Annotated in this window: 24 protein-coding genes and 1 pseudogene; 4 read left to right on the top strand and 21 right to left on the bottom strand. The window is 62.3% G+C overall.

What is annotated here, in order from left to right:
- Nucleotides 1-55 precede the first annotated feature (55 nt).
- From AC2TZ7_RS02225 to AC2TZ7_RS02195, 7 genes are all read right to left on the bottom strand, one after another.
- Complete coding sequence (locus tag AC2TZ7_RS02225; protein ID WP_489865743.1) at nt 56-1,318, bottom strand: ABC transporter substrate-binding protein; 1,263 nt, start codon at nt 1,316-1,318, stop codon at nt 56-58.
- A 1-nt stretch (nt 1,319) separates the two neighbouring features.
- Complete coding sequence (locus AC2TZ7_RS02220; RefSeq protein ID WP_489865742.1) at nt 1,320-2,390, bottom strand: LacI family DNA-binding transcriptional regulator; 1,071 nt, start codon at nt 2,388-2,390, stop codon at nt 1,320-1,322.
- A 250-nt stretch (nt 2,391-2,640) separates the two neighbouring features.
- Nucleotides 2,641-3,546, bottom strand: a complete 906-nt coding sequence (rlmF, locus tag AC2TZ7_RS02215) for a 23S rRNA (adenine(1618)-N(6))-methyltransferase RlmF (protein WP_489865741.1) — start codon at nt 3,544-3,546, stop codon at nt 2,641-2,643.
- 52 nt (nt 3,547-3,598) lie between these two features.
- On the bottom strand, nt 3,599-4,195 hold the full coding sequence (locus AC2TZ7_RS02210) for a nucleotidyltransferase family protein (protein ID WP_489865740.1): 597 nt from the start codon (nt 4,193-4,195) through the stop codon (nt 3,599-3,601).
- Nucleotides 4,196-4,421: 226 nt separating this feature from the next.
- Nucleotides 4,422-5,306, bottom strand: coding sequence for a pyridoxamine 5'-phosphate oxidase family protein (locus AC2TZ7_RS02205; RefSeq protein WP_489865739.1), 885 nt, complete (start codon nt 5,304-5,306; stop codon nt 4,422-4,424).
- Between the two features lie 18 nt (nt 5,307-5,324).
- On the bottom strand, nt 5,325-5,789 hold the full coding sequence (locus tag AC2TZ7_RS02200) for a nuclear transport factor 2 family protein (protein ID WP_489865738.1): 465 nt from the start codon (nt 5,787-5,789) through the stop codon (nt 5,325-5,327).
- Between the two features lie 82 nt (nt 5,790-5,871).
- The gene (locus tag AC2TZ7_RS02195) at nt 5,872-6,426 is read right to left on the bottom strand and encodes a carboxymuconolactone decarboxylase family protein (RefSeq protein ID WP_489865737.1); all 555 of its coding nucleotides are present in this window, start codon (nt 6,424-6,426) and stop codon (nt 5,872-5,874) included.
- A 124-nt stretch (nt 6,427-6,550) separates the two neighbouring features.
- Between AC2TZ7_RS02195 and AC2TZ7_RS02190 the strand changes: the two genes are divergently transcribed.
- Nucleotides 6,551-7,426, top strand: coding sequence for a LysR family transcriptional regulator (locus AC2TZ7_RS02190; protein WP_489865736.1), 876 nt, complete (start codon nt 6,551-6,553; stop codon nt 7,424-7,426).
- 59 nt (nt 7,427-7,485) lie between these two features.
- Here the strand turns inward: AC2TZ7_RS02190 and AC2TZ7_RS02185 are convergent, their stop codons facing one another.
- Nucleotides 7,486-8,139 carry a hypothetical protein gene (locus AC2TZ7_RS02185; protein ID WP_489865735.1) on the bottom strand — a complete coding sequence of 218 codons (654 nt, stop codon included), beginning with the start codon at nt 8,137-8,139 and terminating at the stop codon, nt 7,486-7,488.
- A 141-nt stretch (nt 8,140-8,280) separates the two neighbouring features.
- Nucleotides 8,281-9,183, bottom strand: a complete 903-nt coding sequence (locus AC2TZ7_RS02180) for a formylmethanofuran dehydrogenase subunit E family protein (RefSeq protein WP_489865734.1) — start codon at nt 9,181-9,183, stop codon at nt 8,281-8,283.
- Between the two features lie 451 nt (nt 9,184-9,634).
- Here AC2TZ7_RS02180 and AC2TZ7_RS02175 point away from each other — a divergent pair, with 451 nt between their 5' ends.
- Nucleotides 9,635-11,278 (top strand): flavin monoamine oxidase family protein, encoded by a 1,644-nt coding sequence (locus AC2TZ7_RS02175; RefSeq protein WP_489865733.1) that lies wholly within the window; start codon nt 9,635-9,637, stop codon nt 11,276-11,278.
- 71 nt (nt 11,279-11,349) lie between these two features.
- On the opposite strand, the pseudogene AC2TZ7_RS02170 reads toward AC2TZ7_RS02175, so the two are convergent.
- Nucleotides 11,350-11,711 (bottom strand): annotated as a pseudogene (locus tag AC2TZ7_RS02170) (IS3 family transposase); the annotation flags it as partial.
- A 150-nt stretch (nt 11,712-11,861) separates the two neighbouring features.
- On the opposite strand from AC2TZ7_RS02170, the gene AC2TZ7_RS02165 reads away from it, so the two are divergent.
- Complete coding sequence (locus AC2TZ7_RS02165; RefSeq protein WP_489865732.1) at nt 11,862-12,782, top strand: endonuclease/exonuclease/phosphatase family protein; 921 nt, start codon at nt 11,862-11,864, stop codon at nt 12,780-12,782.
- A gap of 7 nt (nt 12,783-12,789) precedes the next feature.
- On the opposite strand, the gene AC2TZ7_RS02160 is transcribed toward AC2TZ7_RS02165, so the two are convergent.
- The 4 genes from AC2TZ7_RS02160 to AC2TZ7_RS02145 form a co-directional block, all read right to left on the bottom strand.
- On the bottom strand, nt 12,790-14,169 hold the full coding sequence (locus AC2TZ7_RS02160) for an MBL fold metallo-hydrolase RNA specificity domain-containing protein (RefSeq protein WP_489865731.1): 1,380 nt from the start codon (nt 14,167-14,169) through the stop codon (nt 12,790-12,792).
- Nucleotides 14,138-15,136: an LOG family protein gene (locus tag AC2TZ7_RS02155; RefSeq protein WP_489865730.1), complete on the bottom strand. Its 999-nt coding sequence runs from the start codon at nt 15,134-15,136 to the stop codon at nt 14,138-14,140. Before AC2TZ7_RS02155 ends, AC2TZ7_RS02160 begins: the two co-directional genes overlap by 32 nt.
- A gap of 14 nt (nt 15,137-15,150) precedes the next feature.
- Entirely contained in the window at nt 15,151-15,324 is a 174-nt protein-coding gene (locus tag AC2TZ7_RS02150) for a hypothetical protein (protein ID WP_489865729.1), read from the bottom strand.
- A 370-nt stretch (nt 15,325-15,694) separates the two neighbouring features.
- The gene (locus AC2TZ7_RS02145; protein WP_489865728.1) at nt 15,695-15,994 is read right to left on the bottom strand and encodes an SCP2 sterol-binding domain-containing protein; all 300 of its coding nucleotides are present in this window, start codon (nt 15,992-15,994) and stop codon (nt 15,695-15,697) included.
- A 263-nt stretch (nt 15,995-16,257) separates the two neighbouring features.
- Between AC2TZ7_RS02145 and AC2TZ7_RS02140 the strand changes: the two genes are divergently transcribed.
- Nucleotides 16,258-17,411, top strand: a protein-coding gene (locus AC2TZ7_RS02140) for an IS3 family transposase (RefSeq protein ID WP_489864349.1) whose coding sequence is annotated in 2 segments (ribosomal slippage) — nt 16,258-16,510 and nt 16,510-17,411 — 1,155 coding nt in all. Because the reading frame shifts where the segments join, the coding sequence is not laid out codon by codon here.
- Between the two features lie 675 nt (nt 17,412-18,086).
- Here AC2TZ7_RS02140 and gyrB read toward each other — a convergent pair.
- The 7 genes from gyrB to rpsT all read right to left on the bottom strand — a co-directional run bounded on the left by gyrB (nt 18,087) and on the right by rpsT (nt 26,161).
- Nucleotides 18,087-20,537, bottom strand: coding sequence for a DNA topoisomerase (ATP-hydrolyzing) subunit B (gene gyrB / locus AC2TZ7_RS02135; protein ID WP_489865727.1), 2,451 nt, complete (start codon nt 20,535-20,537; stop codon nt 18,087-18,089).
- Between the two features lie 81 nt (nt 20,538-20,618).
- On the bottom strand, nt 20,619-21,239 hold the full coding sequence (locus AC2TZ7_RS02130; RefSeq protein WP_489865726.1) for a LysE family translocator: 621 nt from the start codon (nt 21,237-21,239) through the stop codon (nt 20,619-20,621).
- The gene (locus tag AC2TZ7_RS02125) at nt 21,236-21,664 is read right to left on the bottom strand and encodes a VOC family protein (RefSeq protein ID WP_489865725.1); all 429 of its coding nucleotides are present in this window, start codon (nt 21,662-21,664) and stop codon (nt 21,236-21,238) included. Before AC2TZ7_RS02125 ends, AC2TZ7_RS02130 begins: the two co-directional genes overlap by 4 nt.
- Nucleotides 21,661-22,719 carry a DNA replication/repair protein RecF gene (gene recF, locus AC2TZ7_RS02120; protein WP_489865724.1) on the bottom strand — a complete coding sequence of 353 codons (1,059 nt, stop codon included), beginning with the start codon at nt 22,717-22,719 and terminating at the stop codon, nt 21,661-21,663. Before recF ends, AC2TZ7_RS02125 begins: the two co-directional genes overlap by 4 nt.
- 52 nt (nt 22,720-22,771) lie before the next feature.
- Nucleotides 22,772-23,890, bottom strand: coding sequence for a DNA polymerase III subunit beta (dnaN, locus tag AC2TZ7_RS02115; protein ID WP_098412231.1), 1,119 nt, complete (start codon nt 23,888-23,890; stop codon nt 22,772-22,774).
- Nucleotides 23,891-24,004: 114 nt separating this feature from the next.
- The gene (dnaA, locus tag AC2TZ7_RS02110; RefSeq protein WP_078521686.1) at nt 24,005-25,396 is read right to left on the bottom strand and encodes a chromosomal replication initiator protein DnaA; all 1,392 of its coding nucleotides are present in this window, start codon (nt 25,394-25,396) and stop codon (nt 24,005-24,007) included.
- Between the two features lie 498 nt (nt 25,397-25,894).
- Nucleotides 25,895-26,161 carry a 30S ribosomal protein S20 gene (rpsT, locus tag AC2TZ7_RS02105; protein ID WP_075776775.1) on the bottom strand — a complete coding sequence of 89 codons (267 nt, stop codon included), beginning with the start codon at nt 26,159-26,161 and terminating at the stop codon, nt 25,895-25,897.
- Nucleotides 26,162-26,264: the final 103 nt, after the last annotated feature.

The raw sequence follows: 26,264 nt of genomic DNA, 5'->3' as shown, positions 1-26,264 counted from the left end.
GGTCTGAAGTTGGAGGTGGGGGCGCGGCAATCGCGCGCCCCCGCGGCACAGCGGCTCAGTTCTTCTTGTAGCCGTCGTTGCGCTTGATATCGGCGTTGATCTGGTCGGTGGCGGAATCGAGCGTGTCGATCACGTCAGCCCCGTCCGCGATATCCGCGGCGGCCTTCTGGAACACCTTGGAGTCGACGACGTAGCCGGGCGTCACCGGACGTTTCTCGGCTTGCGCCTCGGACAGGCCGTAGAACACTGCGAGCGGACCGCCCGTCTTGTAGTTCTTGGTCATCTGCGCGGCCGACTTGGTGGCCGGGATCAGGCCGAGCGCATCCGAGAACTCTGCCAGATACTTGTCCTGCGTCGCGAACTTGATGAACTCCGCCGCACCTTCGGGAGCCTTGGAGCTGGCCGAGATGCCGAACTGCCAGGATGCGCCGCCGATCTTGGAGCCGTTGCCGAAGTCAGGCGCGGGCAGGAACTCGACATCGTCGACCTTGTCCATCGTCTTGACCGCATTCCAGTTGCCGTTCCACGAGAAGGCGTATTTGCCGTCGATGAAGCCGGTTTCATGGGCTGCCGGGTCCTGGCTGGTGCCGGGCGCCAGCTTGTCGGCAAACAGCGACTGCCACCAGTTGCCCCAGGCGATCGCGGCATCGCCGTTGAGCACACCCTCTGCGGTGTCATAGGTCTTGCGGTTGACCAGCCCGCCGCCGAAGCTCTGCAGGAAGGGCAGGAACGCATAGGGATACCACTCGCCCTTGTCCGACATGCCCAGATCGATCGCGTAGTCGAACTTGCCGCTCTTCTTCGCGGCCTCGAGCGCGTTCACGAACTCGTCTTTGGTCCAGGGCTTGTCGAGCGTGGGCGTGCGCAGCCCCAGCTCTTTCATCGTGGACTTGCGCGCATAAAGCGCGACCGCCGCGTCCCAGAGCCCGATCGAGTAGAGCTTGCCGTCATAGACACCCTTGGTGCCGGGCAGGAAATCCTTGAAGTGATCTTCCGGGATCGGCAGCGGCTGCAGATAGCCCGACCAGGCCCAGTTCGGCATGATCGGCCCGTCCATGTCGAGAATGTCGGGCAAGTTCCCCGCCAGCGCGGCTGCCGTCACCGAGTCATTGTAGCTGTTTTGCGGGAAGCTCTGCAGCGCGACCTTGTAGTCCGACTGGCTCTTGTTGAAGTCGTCGATGATCTGGTTGACGATCTTGCCTTCCACCTTGTTGCCCGCGCCGTGATACCACATCGTCAGATCGGTGGTCGCGAAGGCAGCACTGCAGAACCCGGTGGCGGCAATGACCGCCCCGGCTGTCACGTTCAATAGTTTCATGTCATCCTCCCTTGGATGTCTGGCTTTCGAGTTCGAGGTCGGTCACGGAAGAGCGCCAGAATACGCGTCCCGCCACCCGCACGGGGTCGTGCGGACGGGATGCCTCCTCCGAGATCATGGAAAGCAAAAGCTCGGCCGCCTGCCTGCCCATCTCGGCATAGGGCAGTTCGACCGTGCTCAGCGGCGGGTAGAGGGTCTCTGCGATCGCGCGGTAATTGTCGAAACCGGCGATGGAGATATCCTCCGGGACACGGATGCCGCGGGTGCGCAGCAATCCGTAAAGCTGCATCGCCATCTCGTCATTGCCGCAGCAGATCACGGTTGGCGGTTCCGGCAGGGCGAGGATCCGATCAAGCGCCTCGTCGAGCCACTGGTGCAGAAATTCGGTGTTGATCGGGTAACCTGTCGATACGAGCGCGGGGTCGTAGGCGACCCCTGCAGCCTCAAGCGCTTCGCGATACCCCTCGATGCGCAGCGGCACCGCATCCATCGCGGGATCGAATGTCAGATAGGCAATGCGCCTGTGGCCATGCGCGGTCAGACGCTCGACGAGACGTTTCTCACAGGCCTTGTCGTCGGGCACGATCGCCGGGGTGCCATGGGCGTCGTAGCAGTTTGCGAGCACCAGCGGGCACGCCGGTGTCGCGGTCTCGAAGGCCACCCGCTTGTGATAGTCGGCGACATAGATCAGCCCCTCGACCCGATGCTCCTGAAACGTGCGCAGGAGTGCGGGAACCTTGTCGATCTGTCCGGCCGTATCCGCGATCATCAAGGTCAGATCGCGCTCGGCGACGACCTGCTGAATGCCCTGAAGGATGAACAGGTCGGGCAGGCCCTTGGGGTCGGACAGCTCGGCCGTGCGCGAAATCGCCCCCGTCACGACGCCGATCAGCCCCGACCGGTTCGAGCGCATCATGCGTGCCGCGCTCGAGGGGACATATTTCAACTCGCGAATGGCGGTTTCTACCTTCTCGCGGGTCTTTTTGCCGACCGGCGCATCCCCGTTCACGACGCGCGAGACCGTTTTCGGCGAAACGCCGGCCAGCTTTGCTACATCGTAAATCGTCGACACGACGGCCCCTCCAACGCGGAAAATACTCCGCGACTCCCAAAAGACATCGATGTCATAATCAGAAATGTCATCGATGTCAAATTGCGTTGAGCAGCGCCGATCGGATGCTCGCCGCGCCACCCTTCATTTAGAGAAATCGGCCCTCAGCGACCACGGGCCGCGTTGTTTCGAGCCGCACGGCAGCGCGCACCAGCCAGCGCGCATCGGGGGAAGGCGTTAGGCCTCAGTCCTGTCGACGACCCCGATCCGCCTATAGGGATCGCTGCGCTTCGGGATAATAGGTCCAGGCTATGAACCGGCTCGTCTTCTGCCCTTGTCCCATTTCGACGACCTTGAACTCGGCCACCCGCGCTTTCCGGAGCAGTCTGGAGAGTGGCTGCAGATTGTCCTTCTTGGACACCAGAGAGGTAAACCACAGGCATTGATCGGCGAAGTCCATGCTCTGCTCGATCATTCTGGCGATGAAGCCGATCTCGCCACCTGGGCACCAAAGTTCGGCGTTCTGGCCTCCGAAATTGAGCTTCTTCGAATGGCCCTTTCCCAAGTTCCGCCACTTGCGCTGGGTGCCTTTGTTCGCCTGTTCGCGAGACGCATGAAACGGCGGATTGCACATGGTGACGTGAAAGAGGTCACGAGGCCCGATCACGCCTTCGAAGATATCCTCGGGGTTGGTCTGGCGTATGAGACCGATGTTCAACCCGTTGCGCTGGCAAATCTGCTGCGCGGATTCGATCGAGACCGGATCGATATCGACACCGGTGAAACTCCAGCCATATTCACGCTGCCCCGTCAGAGGGTACACGAGGCTGGCGCCGGTCCCGATGTCCAACACCTGAATGTCGGGCCCACGCGGAATCTCTTGGCCGTTACTCTCGGCCAGCAGATCCGCAAGATAGTGGATGTAATCGACGCGTCCGGGAATCGGGGGGCAGAGGTATGCTGGGGGAATATCCCAGAAATCGATGTCGTAATGCGTCAGCAAGAGCGCCCGGTTGAGCATCCGGACCGCGTCCACGTCCGAAAAATCGATCGACATCCGACCGCGCGGATTTCTTATCGTGAATGCTTCCAGCTCTGGTGACTGCAAGATCAGACGTTCGAAGTCATACCCCTCCCGGTGTTGATTGCGCGGGTGCAGCATGGGTTTGATGGCCATGGAAAAACCTTCGTGCATTTCGGTGAAGACCGCTCGTCCGACAGGTCCGACCTTAGAACTTCATGGCGGCTTGAGGAATGGCTGAACGGCCCGGAGCGGACATCTCTACTACCCGCACCAGTGGCCATCGCTCCAGCCAACCTTTGCTCTGAACTCTGCTCCGGAAGGCTTCGCGTTTATGTGGCAGGCTCGATGTTGGGCGCAAAATCAGTGAACAGAGGTCGTTGAGCGTGAAGGGTGCAAGGATCCGACAATCTGACCCTGACCTTTGGGCCGCGACTGCCGTCGCCGTTTCTGGCCAGTAGCGCATTGCATCTGCCACTGAACGATACGGTGAATCTCCGTTTCGAAGGTGCATTCTCGCCTGGTTTTTTACCGACCATTGATACCCCGGCGCTGCTTGCTGAAGCCAATGCTCAAAAGCTTCGTCCGACGCTGGATCGAGGTCTTTATCGTCGAAGTAGAGAACGTCTATGTCCTCATCTTTGCAATCCGAAGCCCGACCGTGAAGGGCGTCCCACACGAAGTTTCGGACAAAGCCCGCACCGATGCTTCCCTGACGCAGATTGAGCGATTCAACCAACTCAAGAAGCTCCCATCGCTGCCGGTTCTCGCGCAGGAGAGAAGCGATGTCGTCGGACTGAAGCACTGATGCCCTCGCGGTATTCCGGCCCACTCGGCCAAGTTAGGCCAAGATTGATGACGCTCCAACCTTCGCAACAGGATGCGATGTCCGTAGTGGGCTCGAACCGGACTCGCAACACTGGGGCGCGAGACCTCTGACAGCAGCCGAACACAAGATATGTCAGGTATCTCAATTCCGCGCCCACGGTCATCGCGCGGCGGGGCAGCGGGGGACCAGGCCCCTGCGCCCCTCATTCCATTGCGGGGGTGCCACGAGGCAACGCATCACGGACATACCAGACGTCGTCGGCGTATATGTCCACAACGCGCTCAGCCCACTCGAACTCAGCAGCCCGGGCGGAGGACCAGTCGATTCTGGCCCTGCCGGTCAGCATGATTGCTTCGCCAGTGGCGAAATCAGGAATGAACAATCCGGCGCGGCCGCAAACCTCAATGTTGCCGAGCGTGTTGAAGTATCGATTGCCGGCATAATCCGGAAAGGAAAGCGAGCCGTCCGCATTCTGGCGGAGGACGCCAGGCAAACCGCCGCGGTGGGAGACATCTGCACCACCTTCCGCATAGGTCGCGATGAAGAACGTGTCCGCCGAAGAGAGGAGTCGCTGTGCTGCTGCGTCGCCGATTGCGACGCGCTGGCCCTCGGCGGGCGGGAACGGCGCGGGGGGCGTCCGGATATCGCGCGTCCGGATGTATTTCGGACAGTTGCCGTAGCTTTGCTCGACCGCGATCGACAGAACATCCTCCGCTGCGGCAGTAACCGCGCCATTCATGCGGTTGCGCCGCCGGGTCGCGAAGTCCAGCCCAAGCACCGCCGCCTTGCTGCCCGGCCGCAGATCCAGGCCGAGCGATTGCGAAAGCAGCGGGCGCGTGCGGGCCGTCAGCCGGGTACGCGTTGCCTGTGCGCCCGTCGGGAGCGGGCAGACCGTGGCCCAAGGTCGGCCCTGCATATCCCGCAACCCGACAAACAGCACCGGAAGGCTTTCGAAGAAGGCCTGCTGCTGCGCGGACATCTCCGCCCGGATGGCGCGGGCGGCGCGTTGACGCCAGTTTGCCGGAACACCGACGCGATCCTGCACCGCGCGTTCACCGGCGTGGAATATCTGGTCGGAACAGGGCATGGGACTGTCCGTCATGGCTCAGAGACCAAGATCAGACAGGCCCGGGTGAGCGTCAGGTCGCCGGCCCAATGGCCAATGAAGCCTGCGCTCCTCGGCGCCGATCGGGTGTTCGTTGATGCTCGCGTGACGGTGCGCCATCAAACCGTCCTTGGCGAACTCCCAGTTCTCGTTTCCATAGGCCCGGAACCATTGCCCGCTGTCGTCGTGGTATTCATAGGCGTAGCGCACGGCGATCCGGTTGCCCGCAAAGGCCCAGAGCTCCTTGACCAGCCGATACTCCAGCTCGCGGGCCCATTTGCGGGTCAGGAAGGCCTCGATTTCGGCGCGACCCACCGGGAATTCGACGCGGTTGCGCCAGCGGCTGTCGGGCGTATAGGCCAGCGCCACCTTGGCCGGATCGCGGGAATTCCAGCCGTCCTCGGCCAGGCGGACCTTTTCATGAGCGCTGTCTTCGGTGAATGGGGGAAGCGGGGGGCGGATCATCGGTGCGTCCTTTGCGGCCGAGGGCAGGGATCGGAGGCGGACGGCCGGGAAAGGGGGACAAGACCCGGCCGCCGCTCCGGGGTCATGCGGCGAGAGCGCCGGCATCGACCATGGGGAAGTCGATCTCGGTCTGGGCGAGTTCGTTGAGGTAGTTGGTCCAGACATTCAGGGCGACGTGCTGCACGATCTCGATGATCTGGCCGTCGTCGTAGCCGGCGTCGCGAATATCACGAAGATCTTCGCCCGCGACGCGACCACGCGCTTCGACGACCTTGACCGCGAACCGCACGGCGGCGTCGGCCTTGGCGTCGTTCGAACGCCCGCCCCGGTTCGCGGCGATCTCGGCGTCGTCGAGCTTGGCGAGGTTCTTGCCGAGATAGGTGTGGGCCGAAAGGCAGTAGTTGCAGCCGTTCGCTTGCGCCACGGCCAGGGCGACGCGTTCGCGGGTCGCCGCCGGCAGGCGGCCTTTGCCCAGGGCGCCGGAAAGACCGAGATACCCTTCGAGCGCGGCCGGGCTGACGCTGGCGAGACGGAACAGGTTGGGGACGGTGCCCAGCTGCTTCTCGACGGCTTGCAACAGCGGTTGCGACGCCGCGGGCGCGCTCTCGATAGTGGCGGGGTAGGTGATGCGGGACATGTGAAAGCTCCTCTGCTTGCTGTGTGAGGCAGAGTTAGGGCTTTCTATAAATCGGGAGTAGATTGTATATTCGAGATGTAGTCTCTCAAAAATTGGAAAGAGCTTGACCGACCGCCTAGAGACCATGTCCCTTTTCGTGCGCGTCGTGGACGAAGGCAGCCTGACCGCCGGCGCCCGAGCGTTGGGGATGCCGATCGCCACGGTCAGCCGCCGGATTTCCGAACTGGAGGATAAGCTCGGGGCCGAGCTGTTGCTGCGGTCTCCCCGGGGGCTGAAACTGACGGATACCGGCCAGACCTATCTCATGGCCTGCCGCAGGATCCTCGAAGAAGTGGCGGAAGCAGAGCGCAACGCCCGCGGTGAATTTGCTGCGCCGCGGGGAACGCTGACAATGACCGCCCCCATCGTCTTTGGCCGGATGCACGTCCTGCCCGCGGTGAGCGCGTTCCTGAGAGCCTTCCCAGATGTGGACATACGGATGGAGCTGACGGACCGTCCGGTCAATCTGCACGAGGAACATCTCGATCTGGCGGTGCGCATCGGCCCGCTATCGGACAGTGTGTTCATTGCGCGCAAAACCGGCGAGGTGCGCCGTATCGTCTGCGCCAGCCCCTCCTATCTCGAGAAACACCAAATGCCCGAGAAGCCTGAAGATCTGGCGAAGCTGGATGCCATTACCTTCGAAAGCCTCATGTCGCCATCGAACTGGCAGTTCGGATCCGAGCGGCCGCAGAAAGTGATGCCGATGCGCTCGCGCCTGATCGTCAATACGGCCGAAGCGGCGATCGATGCCGCCATCGACGGGCTGGGGTTCACACGCGTTCTGTCTTACCAAGCCGCCGCGGCGATCAAGGCTGGGAAGCTCGTGCCGCTTTTGCAGGCGTTCGAGCCGCCCCCCTGGCCGGTCCACCTTCTATATGAGCCGCGCGTCTTGATCCCCCAGAAGCTCCGCGCCTTCCTCGATTTTGCAGCACCGAGGATCGTCGCCAGTATGGCCTGAGACTCCGTGAATAAGCTGCCACCACGCTGTCGCTTCTGTCTTCCAGAAAACGGATGCGTTTATTTCTTGTACCGCATCGATTTAATCGCTTCTTCTGCCGTTCTCTGGAAAATTTTGGGTGGGGTCGATGTGGTCGAAACAAATGCAGTCGCTTGAATTGCGACTTCTTCGATAGCTTTGCCGCTTTTTGACAAACGGGCGCATCTCATTCCAATTGCTTCCGCCTTGAGCGCGTATTGGGAATGTTTCGAAACATGTGTGTACCGCGCGCAGACGTAGGGCCCTCTACTGAGAGAGCCTTTGAAGATATTTTGCAGCTTTGCCCTTGCAGTAGACCAATTTGCAGTTCTCTGGCGTTCGCTCAAATTCGATTTGAGCCAGTTAGAAAGAAGTTCCTGCAGCTGACTATCTGTGAGGCCGCCAACTTCAGCAATCGACAGGGATCGGAATGTGGGAACCGAGGTGATGGGCGCGATGCCTTCCGTCAGCTGAATCCCGATATCCCAACCCTCGCCCGCAATAAGACAGTTACTTTCTGATCTACGAAAGCTACCGAATTGCTTGATAGGATTGACCTTCGCTTTGCCGCATTTTTCGACGGTCACCACGGAGAGCCCCAGCTTTGTCTCAAGTCTGACTTGCTGGGCCGCCGCTTCGTTGCCGAGCAGACACGTCACTGCAGCTATCGAAAACAGAACGGTTCGAAATCCCATAGATACCTCCACGCGTGAGTGTCGCTGTTCTTGAGCCTTCAGTCTCGCAACTATGCAGACCGGCGGTTTGCTGCATATTTCGCTCTCCCCTCGATACAGTCCCAACGGATAGGCTCGAAGTCAGCGGCACTCGCTGCTCGCTTAATTCGGCGCGCTGTCTGGGCCCGAGATCGGGCTGGCTCGGAAGGGGTAGTTCTTGAGACGCGTGTCACTACGGCCATGCGGTTCGCCAACCACTTTCGCGGGGTTGATCCACTCCCCCCATTCGAAATCTTCCAACACTTGCGCTTGATAGCTGTCTGCAAGAGGGCGGGACAGAATATCGTTCACATGCTTCCACTGCAGGAAGCGCAGACGATCCACCTGATAGGGGGTCGGGGTTCCTCCGGCAGCCTTCACGTCGGCCTTCAACGCCATGACGCTTTCGGGATCGACAGCGGGCGTCCAGTCAATCGCCTCCGGCAGCATCACCGGCTCCCCGGGAATGTTGTTGATGCCGTTTTTCCATGTGGCGAGAACTGCAACCTCCGTGTCTTCGCGGTAGAGGATGATCGCGTGTGAGTATCGCGCGTCGTTGAAGAAACCGAGGTTGCCGTATTGCATCCGCGCGCCCGTCAGGAATGCAACCGCATCCGACCAGCAGGGCGACGTCCCGGAAATCCCCCAGAGAACGCTGCGATCGATTATGCCATCTGGGAACAGGATATCGAACGCCACTCGCGCACTTGCCGCCGCGTGGATCGTTCCCTCGCAATCGTGGCCGTGGAAGCGGATCATGTCCTTCAGGCTCACCGGATAGGTATAGGGATAATAGCGCCCCTGCGTTCCCCGCGTGGCGAGCATCTCAAAAACTGGGGCGTAAGGCTGAGCTGCCATCGGTGCATACCAGGTCGGAGCCCGATCCGGAGCTTCAACACCGGTTTCGATGAAGATGTTCTCTCCTTGGAGATAGGTTGGGTCGCCAGCCTCGGCTTCCCTCCAACCAACCGTCGCGAAAAGCAACAAGAAGAGTGTCATTTGCAACTTCTGTGAAAACGACTTCATTTCTCGTCCTCCGGAAAGCGCCGGGCGGCGCGGGGCTCGGCTCTGGCAGGGTGATCTGCCGCTCCTACTGGCTATGAGTGGTAACATTTTCGGGAGCATGCAGAATTGACGCAGGTCAAGCGCGGACGCGAGGGTCAACCTGAACAGCCCCACGGCGCGCGGTCGCCGCAATGACCCGTTTGCTGAGTGACCATGACCTTCCGTGCGGGAGGAAACCTTTGATCGAAAGGCGTCAGGGACCACACACGAGCCACGTCGCGATCCACAATGGCATGCCTGTCTCTCAAGGCTGACCGCGGGCGACCTGTCGCAGGATGTTGCAGCTCAATCTCGAGACGTCCTCGCCAAGGCGTCGGCGGAATGCCTGCTTGCAGACCCTGATATTCTCGTAGAGGTCTTCTCTACCGCATCCATCGCGGCGCGGTGACGACTGGCGGAGCAGGAGACAGCCATGCAGCAATTGACAGCCTTTGGACCGGATTTCCCCTTCTCCTACGAGGACTGGATCAGTCACTCTGCGGGTCTCGGCACGATTCCCAAAGACATGCTTGGCGCGCCAGTCGCCATCATCGGGGCCGGAGCGGCCGGGGTGATCGCAGCCTACGAATTGATGAAGCTCGGGCTGCGGCCGGTGGTTTACGAGTCCTCTCAGTTCGGCGGGCGGTTGCGCTCGCAGAGCTTCGAAGGAACGGATGGGGTCGTGGCGGAGCTTGGCGGGATGCGCTTCCCCGTCTCCTCGCGCGGGTTTTATCACTATGTCGATCTTGTCGGATGCGAGAGCCTGCCCTTTCCGAACCCGCTGACCCCCGCCGCCGGGTCGACTGTCATCGAACTCGAAGGTCAACGGCATTTCGCCCGCAGCCTCGAAGACCTGCCCGAGCAATACCATCAGATCGCAGAGGCCTACGATGAGGCACTGCGCTGTCAGGCGGCTTTCCCCGATCTGCAAGCCGCGGTGCGTGCCAAGGATGTGGAGGCCATCAAGGCGATCTGGGATCCGCTTGTCCAAGACTGGGACGAGCGCACCTTCTACGATTTCGTGGCCCATTCCGACGCGTTCCAGAAGCTCGATTTCTCGCACCGGGAGATTTTCGGTCAGGTCGGCTTCGGCACCGGCGGTTGGGATTCGGATTTCCCGAACTCGATGCTGGAGATCCTGCGGGTGAACCTGCTCGGGCTCGACGACGATCAGCGCTACATCGTGGGCGGGGTGGAGGCTGTCCTGCATCGTCTCTGGAACGCGGCGCCTGCCTGCGCGCATTGGCCTGAGGGCACGACGCTCGCGAGCCTGCATGGCGGTGCGACGCGCAGCCGGGCGACCGCCCTGAGCCGCGCAGGCGAGATGATCCGGCTTAGGGACCAATGGGGCAACGAGGACGACTATGCCGCGGTCCTCGCGACCTGCCAGACGCACCTGCTGACGACGGCGATCGAGACCGAAGAGGATCTGTTCGATCAGAAGATGTGGATGGCGCTCGACCGGACCCGCTACATGCAGGCCGCGAAAACCTTCGTCATGACCGACCGGCCGTTCTGGAACGACATCGACCCGGAAACCGGCGAGCCGCTGATGTCGATGACGCTCACCGACCGGCTGACTCGGGGCACCTATTTCTTCGATAACGGACCCGACCGGCCTGGTGTGATCTGTCTCAGCTACGCTTGGATGAGCGATGCGCTCAAGGTGCTGCCGCTCAGTGCGGAGCGCCGGGTCGAGCTGTCGCTGCAGGCGCTGGGAAAAATCTACCCCGGCGTCGACATTGCCTCGCATATCCGCGGCCAGCCGATCTGCGTGAGCTGGGAGGCGGACGAAAACTTCCTCGGGGCCTTCAAGGGCGCCCTGCCGGGTCACTATCGCTACAACCACCGCATCTACGGCCACTTCATGCAGCAAGGCATGGCCGCAAGCCAGAAGGGCGTTTTCCTCGCCGGGGACGGTGTGAGCTGGACCCCCGCCTGGGTCGAAGGTGCGGTGCAGACGTCGCTCAATGCGGTGTGGGGGATCATGACGCATCTCGGCGGACGCAGCCCCGAGGCAAACCCCGGTCCCGGCGACCTCTATCCCGAACGCGGGCCGATCAGGCTGGCCGATTGATCCAAACGGCACGCGCGGCAGGAGTGTCATGCCGCGCGTGGGTCAGGTTTCCTGTTCTCGGCATAATAATGTCGTCGGACCGCACGCCTCGAGCGCAACATGTCGTTGACCTCCCAGCCCGCATCTCTCAGCAGAGCCGCGATCCGACGATAGCCGTAGCGACCAAACTGGCGAGCAAGCTCGATCATGTCAGCGACCAGGCACTCTTCAACAGCGTGACCCCTCGGTGGTCTGCACTGCGTCGAGCGATGCTGGTGTCGCACTCGGCAAGCCCGACGTTCCGAGATGCCCAACTCGTTGCGAACATGGTCGACACAGGCACGACGACGAGCGGGGTTCAGTAGTCTCGCTGACACGGACCTTCGGTTCCCTTTGCGGCCTCCGCCAGGATCAACTTGTCCAGCGTCAGATCCGATATGGCTTGCCGCAGCTTCGTGACAATCTCTTCCGGCTTGTGTCGCTTCGCAGCCATTCTGATCCTCCGTTTTCCCAAACATACCGGCGGACCACTTCATTGGGGGAGGATCACAGGACGCATTCGCGCTGTTCCAAACCGCCCCGCCCATGCGATGCTGATGCCAAGATGCGGATCGCGAGCCTCAACACCCAAAACATGCGCCTGCTGCCGAACCGGGAGCTGGGGCGGCTGCATGGGGCTTGGGACAGCGACGACCCCGAAGACCCGCGCCTCGATCCGATCGACCGGCGGCTGACGGCGGAACTGCTCGCCGGGATCGACGCCGATCTGGTCGCGTTGCAGGAGGTGTTCGACCTCGCGACGCTGGAGCATTTCCACGCGCGCTACCTGCTGCCCACCGGCACGCGGCCCTATCCCGAGCGGGTCTGCCTGCCGGGCAATGACGGGCGCGGGCTCGATTTGGCGGTGCTGTCGCGCCGCGCGCTGGGAGCGGTGCGCAGCCATGCCGCGCTGACGCCGGGCGATCTGGGGCTGGAGTTGCCCGAGGGCGTCGACCCCGAGATGCCGGTCTTCCGGCGCGATTGCCTGATGGTCGAAGTGGGCGCACTGACGCTGTTCGTGACGCATTTCAAATCGCCCTACCCCGACGAGGCCGCCGCCTGGCGCACCCGGCACCTTGAGGCACTGGCGACGCGGGCGCTGATCGAGCGGCACTTCGACGATCCGGCCGAAGCGCTCTGGCTGATCCTTGGCGATCTGAACGAGCCCGACGACCCCGAGCTGCCGCTGCCCCGCGCGACGGCGCCGCTTGAACACGGGTTCAGCGTGAATCTGATGGCGCGGATGCCGCGCCCCGAGCGCTGGACCTATTACGATCCGCATTCGGGGCGCTACCATTGCCCCGATGTGCTGCTCGCCTCGCCCGCGCTCGCCGCGCGCTATCCCGATGCGGTGCCGCGCATCCTGCGCAAGGGTCTGGGCACCGAGGCCGCCCGCTACGCCGGCGAGCACCTGCCCGGCATCGGCCGCCACCGCCCCCATGCAAGCGATCACGCGGCCGTCGCGATCGACCTGCCGGGGCTGTGAAGCGCGGCTAGAGCTCGAAGCTCTGATGCAGCTCGGGCATCACGACCTTCGCCGGATCGAGCCCTTTCGCGAAAGCCTCCATCGACTTTTTCTCGCCATGCACGAGGAAGATCTTTTCCGGGTGGCGGGTGCGGGCCAGCCAGCGTTTCAGATCGCTCTGATCGGCATGGGCGGAGAAGCCGTTGATCGTGTGGATCTGCGCGCGCACCGGGATTTCCTCGCCGAAAAGCTTCACGTGCTTCGCCCCGTCCACGATGATCCGCGCCAGCGTCCCTTCGGCGGCATAGCCCACGAAGATCACAGCGCTTTCTTGCCGCGCGAGGTGGTGGCGCAGGTGATGGCGCACCCGCCCGCCCGTGCACATCCCCGAGCCCGCCATGATCACCGCCCCCGAGCGGATCTCGTTGAGCGCGATCGAGTCCTGCGTCTCGCGGGTGAAATGCAGCTCGGGCAACTGGAACGGATCGTGCCCCTTGCGAATGATCTTGGCCAGTTCCGGGCGCAGCGCCTCGTCATGGCGCGCGAAGATCCGGGTCGCGGAGATCGCCATCGGGGAGTCGAGGAACACCCGCAGCGTTTTCTCGATCTCGCCCGAGGCCATCCCCTCGCGCAGGAACCACAGCAACTCCTGCGCGCGCTCCAGCGCGAAGGTCGGGATGATGACATTGCCACCCCGCCCCGTGGTCGCGCGGATCGCGGCGAGGAATTCCGAGATCGAGGCCTCGAGCCCGCGATGGTCGCGCTCGCCATAGGTGGTTTCCATCACCACGACATCCGCATCCTCGGGCGGGTCGGCATCGTTGAGAAGCGGGCGATTGTCGGGGCCCAGATCGCCCGAGAACAGAACCTTTCGGGTGCGGCCATGCTCGGTCAGGTCAAGCCGGATCGAAGCCGAGCCGAGGATATGGCCCGCGTCGAAAAAGGTCGCCTCGATCCCGTCGAAGAGCGAGAGCGTCTTGCGATAGGTGGCGTTGCGCCCGAACCGATCGACCGCGTCGAGCGCATCCATCGTGTCGTAAAGCGCCTCACGCGACCCGCCGCGCCGCCCATGGCGGTGATGATGGCGCGCCTCTTCCTCTTGCAGATGCGCCGCGTCGAGCATCACCAGTCGCGCCAGATCGCGCGTGGCCGAGGTCGTGATGATCTCGCCCTTGAAGCCGCGCTTGACCAGAAGCGGCAGCCGCCCGCAGTGATCGAGATGGGCATGGGTCAGCAGCACCATGTCGATCTCGGAGGGCTCGAAGCCGAATTTCGCGGCATTGTCCTCGGTCAGTTCCGAGCGGCCCTGGAACATGCCGCAATCGATCAGGATCTTGCGCCCCGCGCATTCGACGAGATGGCAGGACCCCGTCACCTCATGCGCGGCACCGTGAAATGAAATCTTCATCCTCTCCTCCCATTGGTTCGTCGATGTCGCGCCCGAACTGCGCATACCAACGCCCGATATCCTCCCAGATCTCTTCGGCAGTTTCGGCATACCAGAACAGGTCGCGGTCCTCGGGGTCGATCACCCCTTCCTCCACAAGGAATTCCGGATCGAAGACCCGGCTCCAATACTCACGCCCGACCAAGATCACCGGCAGTGGGCGGATCTTGCGGGTCTGGATCAGCGTGAGCGTCTCGAACAGCTCGTCGAGCGTGCCATAGCCGCCCGGAAACACCACCAGCGCCCGCGCGCGCATCAGGAAGTGCAGCTTGCGCAGGGCGAAATAGCGGAAGCGGAAACACAGGCCGGGCGTGATGTAGGGGTTGGGGAATTGCTCGTGCGGGAGCGTGATATTGAGCCCCACCGTGCGCGCACCCGCATCATGGGCGCCGCGATTGGCGGCCTCCATCATCCCCGGCCCGCCGCCGGTGACAATCACCAGCCGGTTGCCATGCGTGCCCTCGCGTGCGCCGACGATCCGGCCGAAGGCGCGGGCGACGTCGTAATAGGCGCTTTTCGCGACGACGCGCTTCGCGATCTCGATGCGGCGGGTCAGATCGTCATTGCTCGGATCAGCGGCGCTGCGCGCTTCCAGCTCGGCCAGCTTTTCGCGCGCGGCCTGCGGCTCGGGGATGCGGGTGCCGCCGAAGACCACGATGGAATGGGCGATACCCTGTTCGCGCAGCAGCGTCTCGGCCTTCTGGTAATCGAGCTGCAGGCGCGGGCCGCGCATGTCGTCGCGGTTGAGGAAATCGATATCCTCATCGGCCTGCAGGTAGTTCGGATGCGCCATGATCTCGCGGATCAGATCGGGGGCGCGGACATCCTCGTGGCCGGGCTTGGGCTGGCACCACGGCAGATCGACCTCGCGCGCCACGTCATCGGCGGGCTGGGGCTTGGCGCTTTCCTCTTCGATTGTCTCCGACATCGGCTCCTCCTCGATTACCGAACCGGCAGGCTTGCGGTGGCAAGTTCCACGATCTCCTCGGTGATTTCCTCCTGCCGCAGGCTGCGCGGGGTTTGGATCAGCTCGGTCAGCGTGTCGGCGGTATTGTCCTGGGCGGCGATCATCGCGCGCATCTGGGCCTTGTCAACGGCGGAGCAATAGTCGGCCACGGTAGCGGCGGGATGCTCCTGCTACGGGCGGCGTAAAAGTGTTCCTTCAGCCATGTCCGCGTCCTGCGCATAGCTGCCGTTCATCCAAGACGCAGCGATCGTCGGCTCTCTGCCCGAACCACCTGACTCGTCGGTTTCGGCCCTTTGCGGTCATTCATCCTGCCGAGTGCCCGTTGCAGTGCGGCCCGCCCAAACGGACATTCGCCGCTCGCGCATGATCCAAATTGATTTGAACTCGCTGCCGCTGATCGCGCTGTAAGTGGCGGCGGTTTTATCGACCGAGCATCGGCGCGTTTCCCAGCAACACCTCGCCTCGCTTGAGGAATACATCAAACCCGCGACGAAACCGGGCCGTATGCAGTCAAGAAACCTACTTCGTCGTGCTCAGGATTTCTCCAATTTTGAGCGCTTTCATAGGATTCCCGTCAACTTTTAGCTGGCGCATCATAAACGCCTTTGCGGGATTCTTTACTCCCATTGCTATGTCGTAGAACACGCTAGCGTCCGCCGTCAGAGTTATGTCAGCGGCCTGATCACTCTCAGTTGCTCCAGTTTCGTCCACATAGAGCGTCGCAGTGCCCGGCATCTCTAGCCGCACGCTACCCTTTATCCGATTTTTTGCGCGTTCGCTCACGAGGTATATGATTTCAGCCTTACTTGGTTTGGTCACGTTGGTCTCCTTCGCCCTGCATGGACACCGTTTTCGATTGCTCTGTCCAGTTTGACGCTGGGTCGGGGCTGGAGAATTGCGCTCTCGGCCCAATCCCGACCTTCGTCAGGTTTGGCCTTGCCGCGGCGCAGCTTCCCAAACCGGCCATCAGCGGCATTGTGCAGCATGATCTGGCAGGTCAAGTGAGCTACCCCCTGAAATTCGGACACTGACATAAGCTACGATTTGCAGTCTGCTGATCTTCGACGAGAAGGAGATCAGAGATGTCGAAACGCAAGCAGCACGCGCCCGAGTTCAAGGCAAAGGTCGCGCTGGAAGCCCTGAAGGGTGAAGAGACAGCGGCCGAACTGGCGAGCCGGTTCGGGGTGCATCCGACGATGATCCATCAATGGAAGCGGGCCCTGCTCGAAGGCGCGTCCGGCGTGTTCGAGCGCGGGGGCCGCAAGAAGCCCGAGATCGACGAGGAGCAGGTGAAGGAGCTCCACGCCAAGATCGGGGAGCTGGCGGTGGCCAACTCTTTTTTGGAACGAAAGCTGAAGCCCTGGGGCGGGAAGTGAGGCGCGGCATGATCGAGCCTCACCACCCGGACCTGTCGATCGGCCAGCAGTGCAAGCTGCTGTCGATCGCGCGCTCGTCTTTCTACTACACCCCCAAGGGCGAGACCGAACAGAACCTCGGCCTGATGCGACGGATCGACGAGCAGTTCCTGGAGACCCCGTTCTTCGGCGTCCGGCAAATGACCTGGCATCTGCGTAACGACGGACACTTGGTGAACGAGAAGCGGATACGGCGACTGATGCGCCTGATGGGGCTGATGCCGATTTACCAGAAGCCCAACACCAGCAGGCCCGCAAAGGGCCACAAGACCTATCCCTACCTGCTGCGAGGTCTGCGAGTGGATCGCCCGAACCAAGTCTGGTGCTCGGATATCACCTACCTGCCCATGAGGCGCGGATTTCTATACCTCGTTGCGATCATGGACTGGCACACGCGAAAGGTCTTGGCCTGGCGGATCTCGAACACGCTGGAGGCCGACTTCTGCGTCGAAGCGCTGAACGAAGCCGTCCACAAGTTCGGCCCGCCCGAGATCATGAATACCGATCAAGGGTCTCAGTTCACGTCCTTCGCCTGGACGGACACGCTGCGTCGATCCGGCGTGCGCATATCGATGGATGGGAAAGGCCGCTTCCTGGACAACATCTTCATCGAGAGGCTGTGGCGCACCCTGAAATACGAGTGCGTCTACCTGCACGCTTGGGAGACAGGATCGGAGACGAAGGCGGCCATCCGGAAATGGATGACCTTCTACAACCACCAGCGCCCTCACTCAGCCCTCGGCGGCAAGCCACCGGCGCTGGTGTATTGGCAGAGAAATGATATCAACCAACCCGGTCAGCAGGTGCAACGAGTAGCTTAATTTACGTCAGATCCTGTCCAAGAGATGGGGAGTAGCTCACCAGACGCGCCATCTGCGCATCGCTCAGCCAGAATAGATCAGACATGTCACCGCTCTGTTTTCGTGCGGTGAATCATGCCCTTCTGCTGAAATCAATGGGTCCTGACCCTAGTGAAGGCATGGCCTATCTCTCCATAACCCAGTCTATCGCCTTCCCAAACTTCTTCCGGGGATGCAAATACTTCATTCAAAGCAGATTTCCTCAGCCGTCTTTAGGAGACAAAAGCAAATCAGGTGATACTCGTAAACCTTGAACCTTGTGCGAGATGACGGATTTGTGTCTCTGTACGTGCTCGCCGGCCCGGCTGAAACGGCGGTGTTCAACGGGGAAATTCTGCAAGCGGCCCTTCGAAGAGCCTTGAGTGGAAGTCGGCTCTGGGGCGAATAGCGACAAACTTCCGGGGCCAACAATGTGACAGCGTCCCCATCACGCTTGATGAACGACCGGAATCGACGCGAGCTCTGCCGCTTGAGCTTTGGGCTATGCCGGGAGGAAAAATTCTCCGACCGCCAACCGGAAACATCGAAAAAATTCCGACTGACGCTTCACAGCGTTTTTTGCGACCGCGCAAACTTATGCGCAAATCGCGCAAACCTTTGGGTGGAATGCAAAGCTTTGCGCAAACCTACAGAGCCTCAGAAGTCGAGGTTTTCCACCGTCAGGGCGTTTTGCTGGATGAATTCGCGGCGCGGTTCGACGACGTCGCCCATCAGCTTCGAGAAGATATCCTCGGCCTCGGCCACGTCTTCGATGCGGACCTGCAAGAGCGTGCGCGCAGACGGGTCGAGCGTGGTTTCCCAAAGTTGCTCGGGGTTCATCTCGCCCAGACCCTTGTAGCGCTGCAGGCTCAGGCCCTTTTCGCCTTCCTTGAGGATCGCGTCGAGCAGTTCCAGCGGACCGTGAATGAGGATTTCACGCTCTTTGCGCACCAGTTTCGCCGGGCGGTCATAGACCTCCTGCAGCTGTTCGGTCTGGCTGCCCAGACGACGTGCCTCGCCCGAGCGCAGCACAGCGCCGTCGAGCGTGCGGACCTCTTCCACGCCGCGCAGAACGCGGGCGAGGCGGATGCCGTGATCCTGCGTCGGACGGCCCTGCCAGCCGCGCTCGTATTCCAGCGCGACGAGGTCGAGACGTTCGGCCACCGAGTTCGCGACGCCCTGCGCATCGCCGTCGATCTTGCCCGGCACCATCGCGCCTGCGATCGCCGCCTGCTCGAGGATGTGATGCGGATAATGGGTCGGGAAGGTCGCGAGGATGCGCTTGATCAGGCGCGCCTCTTCGACGACGCGCTTGAGATCCTGACCGGAGATTTCCTCGCCGGTGTTGAGCCGCAGAATGGCGCCTTCGACACCCATGTCGATCAGGTAATCCTCCAGCGCGGTCTGGTCCTTAAGGTAAACCTCGGACTTGCCGCGCGCGACTTTGTAGAGCGGCGGCTGCGCGATGTAGAGGTAACCATGCTCGATGATCTCGGGCATCTGGCGGAAGAAGAAAGTCAGCAGCAGCGTCCGGATGTGCGCACCGTCGACATCCGCATCGGTCATGATGACGATCTTGTGGTAGCGCAGCTTGTCGATGTTGAACTCGTCGCGGCCGATGCCGGTGCCGAGCGCGGTGATCAGCGTGCCGATCTGATCCGAGCTGAGCATCCGGTCGAAACGCGCGCGCTCGACGTTGAGGATCTTACCGCGCAGCGGCAGCACCGCCTGGTTCTTACGCTCGCGGCCCTGTTTGGCCGAACCGCCTGCGGAGTCGCCCTCGACGAGGAAGACTTCCGACAGCGACGGATCTTTCTCCTGACAGTCGGCGAGCTTGCCGGGCAGGGAGGCCACATCCATCACCGTCTTGCGGCGCGTCAGTTCGCGCGCCTTGCGGGCAGCCTCACGCGCCAGTGCGGCCTCGATGATCTTGCCGACGATTTGCTTGGCCTCGTTCGGGTTTTCCTCGAACCATTCGGCGAGCTTCTCGTTCACGAGGTTCTCGACCGCCGGGCGGACCTCGGAGGAGACCAGCTTGTCTTTGGTTTGGCTGGAGAATTTCGGATCGGGCACTTTCACCGAGAGCACGCAGGTCAGGCCTTCGCGCGCGTCGTCACCGGTGAAGTCGACTTTCTCGCGCTTGGCGATACCGCTCTCCTGCGCGTATTTCGTGATCGTGCGGGTCAGCGCGCCACGCAGGCCCGCCATATGCGTGCCGCCGTCGCGCTGCGGGATGTTGTTGGTGAAGGGCAGCACGGTTTCATGGTAGCTGTCGTTCCACCACATCGCGCATTCGACGCCGATGCCGCGGACCTCGCCGACCATGTAGATCGGGTCCTCCATCACGGCGTTTTTCGAGCGATCCAGATATTTCACAAATTCCCGAACGCCGCCTTCGTAGTGCAGCTCGGTCTTGATCGGCTCGGCGGGTCGCTCGTCTTCGATGATGACACGGACGCCGGAGTTCAGGAAGGCCAGTTCGCGCAGACGCTTTTCCAGCGTGGCGAAGACGAACTCGCGGTTCGAGAAGGTGCCTTCGGGATCGTCTTCCTTGCTCGACGCGAGGAAGCGCACCTCGGTGCCGCTCTCGTTCGGGGCCTCGCCCACAACATGCACATGCTCGACGCATTCGCCATGCTCGAAGCGCGCCTTGTGGATCTTGCCGTCACGCCAGACCGTCAGTTCCAGCCAATCCGACAGCGCGTTCACCACCGAGACGCCCACGCCGTGCAGACCGCCCGACACCTTATAGGCGTTGCCGTCATCGTCGGTGTTGTTGAACTTCCCGCCAGCGTGCAGCTGGGTCATGATGACCTCGGCTGCGGAGACGCCTTCCTCGGCGTGGATATCGACCGGAATCCCGCGCCCGTTATCGCGCACGGAGACCGAAGAATCCGCGTGAATTTTCACGGCGACGTAGTCGGCGTGACCCGCGAGAGCCTCGTCGATCCCGTTATCGACGACCTCATAGACCATGTGGTGCAGGCCCGAGCCGTCATCGGTATCGCCGATATACATGCCGGGCCGTTTTCTCACGGCTTCCAAGCCTTTGAGAACCTTGATGGAATCGGCGCCGTATGCGTTCTTCTTCGGGGTGTCGTCGGTCATGCCTGCCCGTCCTTTATCTGTTGCCGGTTTTATATCGGCTGGGCAGAGGAATGTCACGTGTCAGACACAAGATTTAGGGGGTCACGTCACGGCGATAAGAAGGCCTACAAGGATCATCAGCCCGCCCGCGATCCGGTTCAGCTTTGCGAGCTTGCCGCGGCTTTGCACGAAGTTGCGGATGCGGTCGACGAAGGCGGCGAGGATCAGGTTGCCGGTCAGCGGCACGATGGCCGAAATCAGGCTGACCGTGGCGATGTCGACCCATGTCATCGTGGCGATCGGGAAGAAGCCCGGCAGGATGCCCATGTAGAACAGGATCGCCTTGGGATTGCCGATGATCACGATGAGTCCGGCGACGAAGCCCGCCCACATGCCGGGGCGCGTCAGGCGGCTGTCGGAGCTGATCTGGTGATCGGCATGGCGGATCAGCAACGCGCCCATTCCGACGAACATCGCGACCGCGACCCAGCGCAGGGCTTCGAGGAACCAGCTGAATTCGCCGACCAGCCACGACACGCCGAGAATGGCGAGCGCGGGCCAGATCATATCGCCAACGGTGACCCCGAAGGCGAGCGGCCAGGCGGCGGCAAACCCGCCCGACATGGCGCGGGCGAGAAGGGCGAGCCAGACCGGCCCGGGGGTGAGGAAGAGAACGAGCAGCGCTCCGGAATAGAGCGCGATCTGCGAGAGTGTAAGGGTCATGGGAGGGTCAGGCTTCCGTCGTCGGCCAGCGGCCAGAAGGGGTTATGGGCGAGTTCCCAGACATGGTGGTCGGGATCGGCGTAATAGCCCGAATAGCCGCCCCAGAAGGTCTTTTCCGGGGCTTTCAATTCGGTGGCGCCCGCTTTGAGCGCGGCGGCGAAGGCGGCATCCACCGCCTCGGGGCTGTCGAAATTCTGCGCCAGCGTCATCGCTCCGGTCCCCAGCCTTGCGCGGGGGCGGCCCTGATCGGCAGCCAGCGCAGGCAGCGAGAACAGACCCAAGGCCATCCCGTGCAACTGGTAGAAGGCGACGTCTTTCTGCGCAGAATGGGGTTCCCAGCCGAGGGCGGCATAGAAGGCCTTGGACTGATCGAGATCGGCGACGCCCAGCGTGATCAGTGTCACGCGTTGCTGCGGATAGCTCATGGCGTTGCCTCCCTCACCTCGGAGCCCTGCGGCCCCTCGATCACTTCAAGATATTGACCGCGGTCCCCGAGCGCCTCGAACAGCTCCGCGCCGGTCCCGGTCATCATCACCTGCGCGCCCATCGCGCAGATTTCGTCATAAAGCGCCGCGCGCCGGCCGGAGTCCAGATGGGCCGCGACCTCGTCGAGCAGAAGCACCACATCCTCGCCCGCAAGCGCGCGGGCATTGGCGAGGATCAGCGAGATCAGCAGCGCTTTCTGCTCGCCGGTGGAGCATTGCGCGGCGGGCGCATCCTTCTCGACGTAAGTGGCCAGCAGATCGGCCCGGTGCGGCCCCTCCAGCGTGCGCCCTGCCGCCATGTCGCGGGGACGATTGGAGTCGAGCGCTGCAGCCAGATCCTCGGGGCCCTCATCCTCGAGGACCAGATGCGCTGCCGGAAACGCCGTCGCCGCATCGGCCTGCGCCTGCATGATCCGCGTCAGCGCTTCGGCCCGGTTCGCCCGGATCGCAGCACCGGCTTCGGCCATCTGCGCCTCCAGCGCGTGATACCAGTTCGGATCGCGGACCATGTCTTTCAGCAGTCGGTTACGCTCGCGCATCGCCTTTTCATAGGCGAGCGTCACCTCGGCATGGGCGGGGGTGAAGCTCATCACCATCCGATCGAGAAACCGCCTGCGCCCCTCCGCCCCTTCGATCCAGAGCCGGTCCATTGAGGGCACCAGCCACAGCACGCGCAGAATCTGCGCCAGTGCCACCTGCGGCGCGGCCTTACCGTCGATCTCGACCCGGCGCGACTCGCCGGGCAGGGCGGAGGTCTCGATTTCATGGGTGTCGGTGACGGCGCGCAGCTTCCAGCCCACAGCCTCGGCGCGGCGCATCAACTCGTCGGCCTGCGCCCGGCGCAGCCCGCGCCCGGGCGAGAGCAGCGAGACCGCCTCGAGGATATTCGTCTTGCCCGCGCCGTTCGGCCCGTAGATCGCCACGGGCCGCCCATCGAGCGCAATCTCGGCACGGCGATGCGAGCGGAACTGCAATATCTTCAGCTCACGCAGCATCGCGCCTCTTCGTGTTGGTAAAAATATCCCCGCCGGAGGCGTCCGTCAGGCGTCACACGCGCATCGGCATGACCACATAGACCGCCGAGGTGTCGCCACCTTCGCGCATCAGGGTCGGATCGCCCGAGGAGTTGAACAGGAAGACGGCATTCTCGCGATCGACCTGGCTCGCGATTTCGAGCAGATATTTCGCGTTGAAACCGATCTCCAGCGGCTCGTCGGCATAGGCCACGACCAACTCTTCTTCCGCAGCACCGGCATCGGGCGCGTTGACCGACAGCACCAGCTTGTCCGCGTCGAGCGCCAGTTTCACCGCGCGCGAACGCTCCGACGAGACGGTGGCCACACGGTCCACCGCTTTCGCGAATTCGGAGGCGTCGACTTCGAGCTGGCGGGTGTTCCCGGTCGGGATGACGCGGGTGTAATCGGGGAAGGTGCCGTCGATGACCTTCGAGGTCAGCGTGATCACCGGGGTCGCGAAACGGACCTTGGTTTCCGAGACCGACACGGCGATTTCCTGATCGTCATCTTCCAGCAGCTTGCGCAGCTCGTTCACCGTTTTGCGCGGCACGATCACGCCGGGCATGCCCGAGGCGCCGTCCGGCAGGCCGGAATCGATGCGCGCCAGACGGTGACCGTCGGTTGCGACGCAGCGCAGCACCTGACCGTCTTCGCCGGTCGCGATATGCATATAGACGCCGTTGAGGTAATAGCGGGTCTCTTCGGTCGAGATCGCGAATTTCGACTTGTCGAACAGGCGCTTGAGCACCCCGGCCTTGGCCGTGAAATTCGCGGTGTATTCCGAGGAGGCCATCACCGGGAAGTCTTCCTTCGGCAGCGTGGCGAGGTTGAAGCTCGACCGGCCGGCCTGCACGTTCAGACGTCCGGCGGTCGGATCGTCCGAGATCGAGACCAGCGCGCCATCGGGCAATTTGCGCACGATTTCATGCAGCATGACCGCCGAGACGGTCGTGGCCCCGGCCTGTTCGACCTGTGCGGGCGCTTTGTCGACCACCTCGATATCGAGGTCGGTCGCGCGGAACTGGACGGTGTCGCCTTCGGCTTCGATCAGGACGTTTGCAAGGATCGGGATCGTGTTGCGGCGTTCCACAACGGATTGCGCTTGCGAGACGGCCTTGAGCAGAGCGGCGCGTTCGATGCTGAATTTCATGTCGATCCCTCACGACTTTCCGGGGCTGGCAAGGTAGCACCTCGCGCCGCCGGCACAACGGTTTTCGCAGACCTTCGGCCGCTTTGCCCGGAGCGTCAAGCCCGGCGGGCCAGATCAGCTTTCAAGGAGGCGGCGGAGCAACTCGATATCTTCGGCGAGCTGCGAATCCGTGCCGCGCAGCTCTTCGATCTTGCGGATGCCATGCATGATCGTGGTGTGATCGCGCCCACCGAAGCGGCGCCCGATATCGGGAAGCGAACGGGTGGTCAGCGATTTCGCGAGGAACATCGCGACCTGACGCGGCCGTGCGATGGCACGCAGGCGTTTGGGGCCCACGAGATCCGAGAGGCGGACGTTGTAATGTTCCGCCACCTTGCGCTGGATTTCCTCGACAGTGACCTTGCGCTCGGATTGGCGCAGCTGGTCCTTGAGGCATTCCTGGGCCAGATCCATCGTGATCTCGCGCCCGATCAGCGAGCCATAGGCGAAGAGGCGGGTCAGCGCGCCTTCGAGGATACGCACGTTCGACGTGATCCGGTGCGCCACGAATTCCAGAACGCCGGGGGCGATCTTCAGATCGGGATACTCGCTCTTATAGGCTTCGGTCTTGGTCTGCAGAATACCAAGGCGCAGTTCGTAATCGGTCGGGTGCAGGTCGACGACGAGGCCGCAGGACAGGCGCGACTTGATGCGCTCTTCGAGGTCCTTGATCTCACCGGGCGCACGATCTGCCGAGATGACGATCTGTTTGCCCTGATCGACCAGCGCGTTGAACGTGTGGAAGAACTCTTCCTGCGTGGAATCCTTGCCGGCGATGAACTGCACGTCATCGACCATGAGAACGTCGATCGAGCGGAACATCTCTTTGAAGTCCATGATCTGCTTTTCGCGCAGCGCCTGCACGAAGCGATACATGAATTGCTCGGCCGAGAGGTAGAGCACACGAAGATCGGGGCGCTGATGCTGCAGGTCATGGGCGATGGCGTGCATGAGGTGCGTCTTACCAAGGCCGACGCCGCCATAGAGGAACAGCGGGTTGAAGGTGACGGGGCCGCCTTCGGCGACGCGCTTGGCGGCGGCATGGGCCAGCTCGTTCGGCTTGCCGACGACGAAGCTGTCGAAGGTGAAGCGCGAATCCAGCGGCGCGCCGGGAAGCGGCTCGTCGGGGCGCGGGGTCTTGCGCGGCTTGGCGACAGGAGCGGCCGGGGCAGGGGCCGGAACCGTCGGACGCGTGGCGCCATTCGCAGAGCCGTTCATGGGGCGGCGCGACGGGACCGAGATGTTGACGCGCTCGGCGGAGACACCGGCCCGGCGCAATTCGCTCAGGATCGGTTCCGCGAAGTTGCGCGAGACCCAGTCGCACATGAATTTCGTCGGTGCTTGGAACGAGGCGATGCCGTCCTCGAGGTCGATCAGCTCGAGCGGAGCGATCCAGGTCGTGTAGTTGTTTTGCCCAACCGCTTTTTGAAGCTCATTGCAAACCTGCCCCCAAGTGTCGTCCGTCATTTTTCCGCCCATCGCCAAACACAAATCAGGTGCGTCTTTGTCCCTTGGCATTGCGGAAAGTCCGGCTGACAGGCCGGTTTCAATCACAAAACAGACACGACCTACCCGCCGGGATTAACACCCGGTTTCAGGCAGATTTGCCGAAAGTGAGGGGTTATACCCCCTCGAGAATCGGAATCGCATTTCGCTGGTCGCCGCCAGGCTTTTTCATTTGTCGTGGCAGACTTATTTGCCCTCGACGGCCAGATAAATGCGTCATGTCCCCCAAGGCCACGTGAATCGCAGGTAGAAGCTAGCAAGGGGTTGAGCCAGCAGGCAACCGACCTTTGCGCTTGACGGGAGATTCCCCGAAACGAATCTTAGAGGGCTGCGCAAAACTGCAACAGTTTCGTGTCAACGCATTGATTGTTCAGAAAAAAGCGCGCCCACCAGATAGGCGGACGCGTTTTTCGTAAGGAATCCAGCATATTCCCGAGCCGGATGGGCTCAGGACGCAGATCAGGCGTTGAGAGCCTTCACGCGCGAAGCGAGGCGCGAAACTTTGCGCGATGCGGTATTCTTGTGCAGAACGCCTTTGGTGACGCCACGAGCCAGTTCGGGCTGGGCAGCGCGCAGGGCGTTGGTCGCCGCTTCGTAGTCGCCCGAAGCGATTGCTTCTTCGACTTTGCGGATGAAGGTACGGATGCGCGAACGGCGTGCTTTGTTGACGTCTTGGCGGCGCTCGTTCTGACGGGCGCGTTTCTTGGACTGGGGCGTGTTGGCCATGTGTATCTTCCCACTTTCCGGGTCTGTTCAAATCTTTCAATCGCACGACAGACCCCGGGCTCCAGCGAACCTAGATGATTCTAGCCTAAGCGGGCTCCACGCG

This window comes from Thioclava sp. ISO4 (assembly GCF_058105145.1).
Note: the sequence above shows the minus strand (reverse complement) of the source record. Positions and strands in the feature narration are given on the sequence as shown.

Bases quoted from the DNA above. Each gene is read 5' to 3' on its own strand.
- AC2TZ7_RS02125 (WP_489865725.1), bottom strand. From the start codon at position 21,664: ATGAGCTATCCGCAGCAACGCGTGACACTGATCACGCTGGGCGTCGCC.
- rlmF (WP_489865741.1), bottom strand. From the start codon at position 3,546: ATGGCCATCAAACCCATGCTGCACCCGCGCAATCAACACCGGGAGGGG.
- recF (WP_489865724.1), bottom strand. From the start codon at position 22,719: ATGCTGCGTGAGCTGAAGATATTGCAGTTCCGCTCGCATCGCCGTGCC.
- gyrB (WP_489865727.1), bottom strand. From the start codon at position 20,537: ATGACCGACGACACCCCGAAGAAGAACGCATACGGCGCCGATTCCATC.
- AC2TZ7_RS02180 (WP_489865734.1), bottom strand. From the start codon at position 9,183: ATGAAGTCGTTTTCACAGAAGTTGCAAATGACACTCTTCTTGTTGCTT.
- AC2TZ7_RS02160 (WP_489865731.1), bottom strand. From the start codon at position 14,169: ATGAAGATTTCATTTCACGGTGCCGCGCATGAGGTGACGGGGTCCTGC.
- AC2TZ7_RS02130 (WP_489865726.1), bottom strand. From the start codon at position 21,239: ATGACCCTTACACTCTCGCAGATCGCGCTCTATTCCGGAGCGCTGCTC.
- AC2TZ7_RS02225 (WP_489865743.1), bottom strand. From the start codon at position 1,318: ATGAAACTATTGAACGTGACAGCCGGGGCGGTCATTGCCGCCACCGGG.
- AC2TZ7_RS02195 (WP_489865737.1), bottom strand. From the start codon at position 6,426: ATGTCCCGCATCACCTACCCCGCCACTATCGAGAGCGCGCCCGCGGCG.
- rpsT (WP_075776775.1), bottom strand. From the start codon at position 26,161: ATGGCCAACACGCCCCAGTCCAAGAAACGCGCCCGTCAGAACGAGCGC.
- dnaA (WP_078521686.1), bottom strand. From the start codon at position 25,396: ATGACGGACGACACTTGGGGGCAGGTTTGCAATGAGCTTCAAAAAGCG.
- AC2TZ7_RS02200 (WP_489865738.1), bottom strand. From the start codon at position 5,789: ATGATCCGCCCCCCGCTTCCCCCATTCACCGAAGACAGCGCTCATGAA.
- AC2TZ7_RS02175 (WP_489865733.1), top strand. From the start codon at position 9,635: ATGCAGCAATTGACAGCCTTTGGACCGGATTTCCCCTTCTCCTACGAG.
- AC2TZ7_RS02205 (WP_489865739.1), bottom strand. From the start codon at position 5,306: ATGCCCTGTTCCGACCAGATATTCCACGCCGGTGAACGCGCGGTGCAG.
- AC2TZ7_RS02155 (WP_489865730.1), bottom strand. From the start codon at position 15,136: ATGTCGGAGACAATCGAAGAGGAAAGCGCCAAGCCCCAGCCCGCCGAT.
- AC2TZ7_RS02185 (WP_489865735.1), bottom strand. From the start codon at position 8,139: ATGGGATTTCGAACCGTTCTGTTTTCGATAGCTGCAGTGACGTGTCTG.
- AC2TZ7_RS02190 (WP_489865736.1), top strand. From the start codon at position 6,551: ATGTCCCTTTTCGTGCGCGTCGTGGACGAAGGCAGCCTGACCGCCGGC.
- AC2TZ7_RS02165 (WP_489865732.1), top strand. From the start codon at position 11,862: ATGCGGATCGCGAGCCTCAACACCCAAAACATGCGCCTGCTGCCGAAC.
- dnaN (WP_098412231.1), bottom strand. From the start codon at position 23,890: ATGAAATTCAGCATCGAACGCGCCGCTCTGCTCAAGGCCGTCTCGCAA.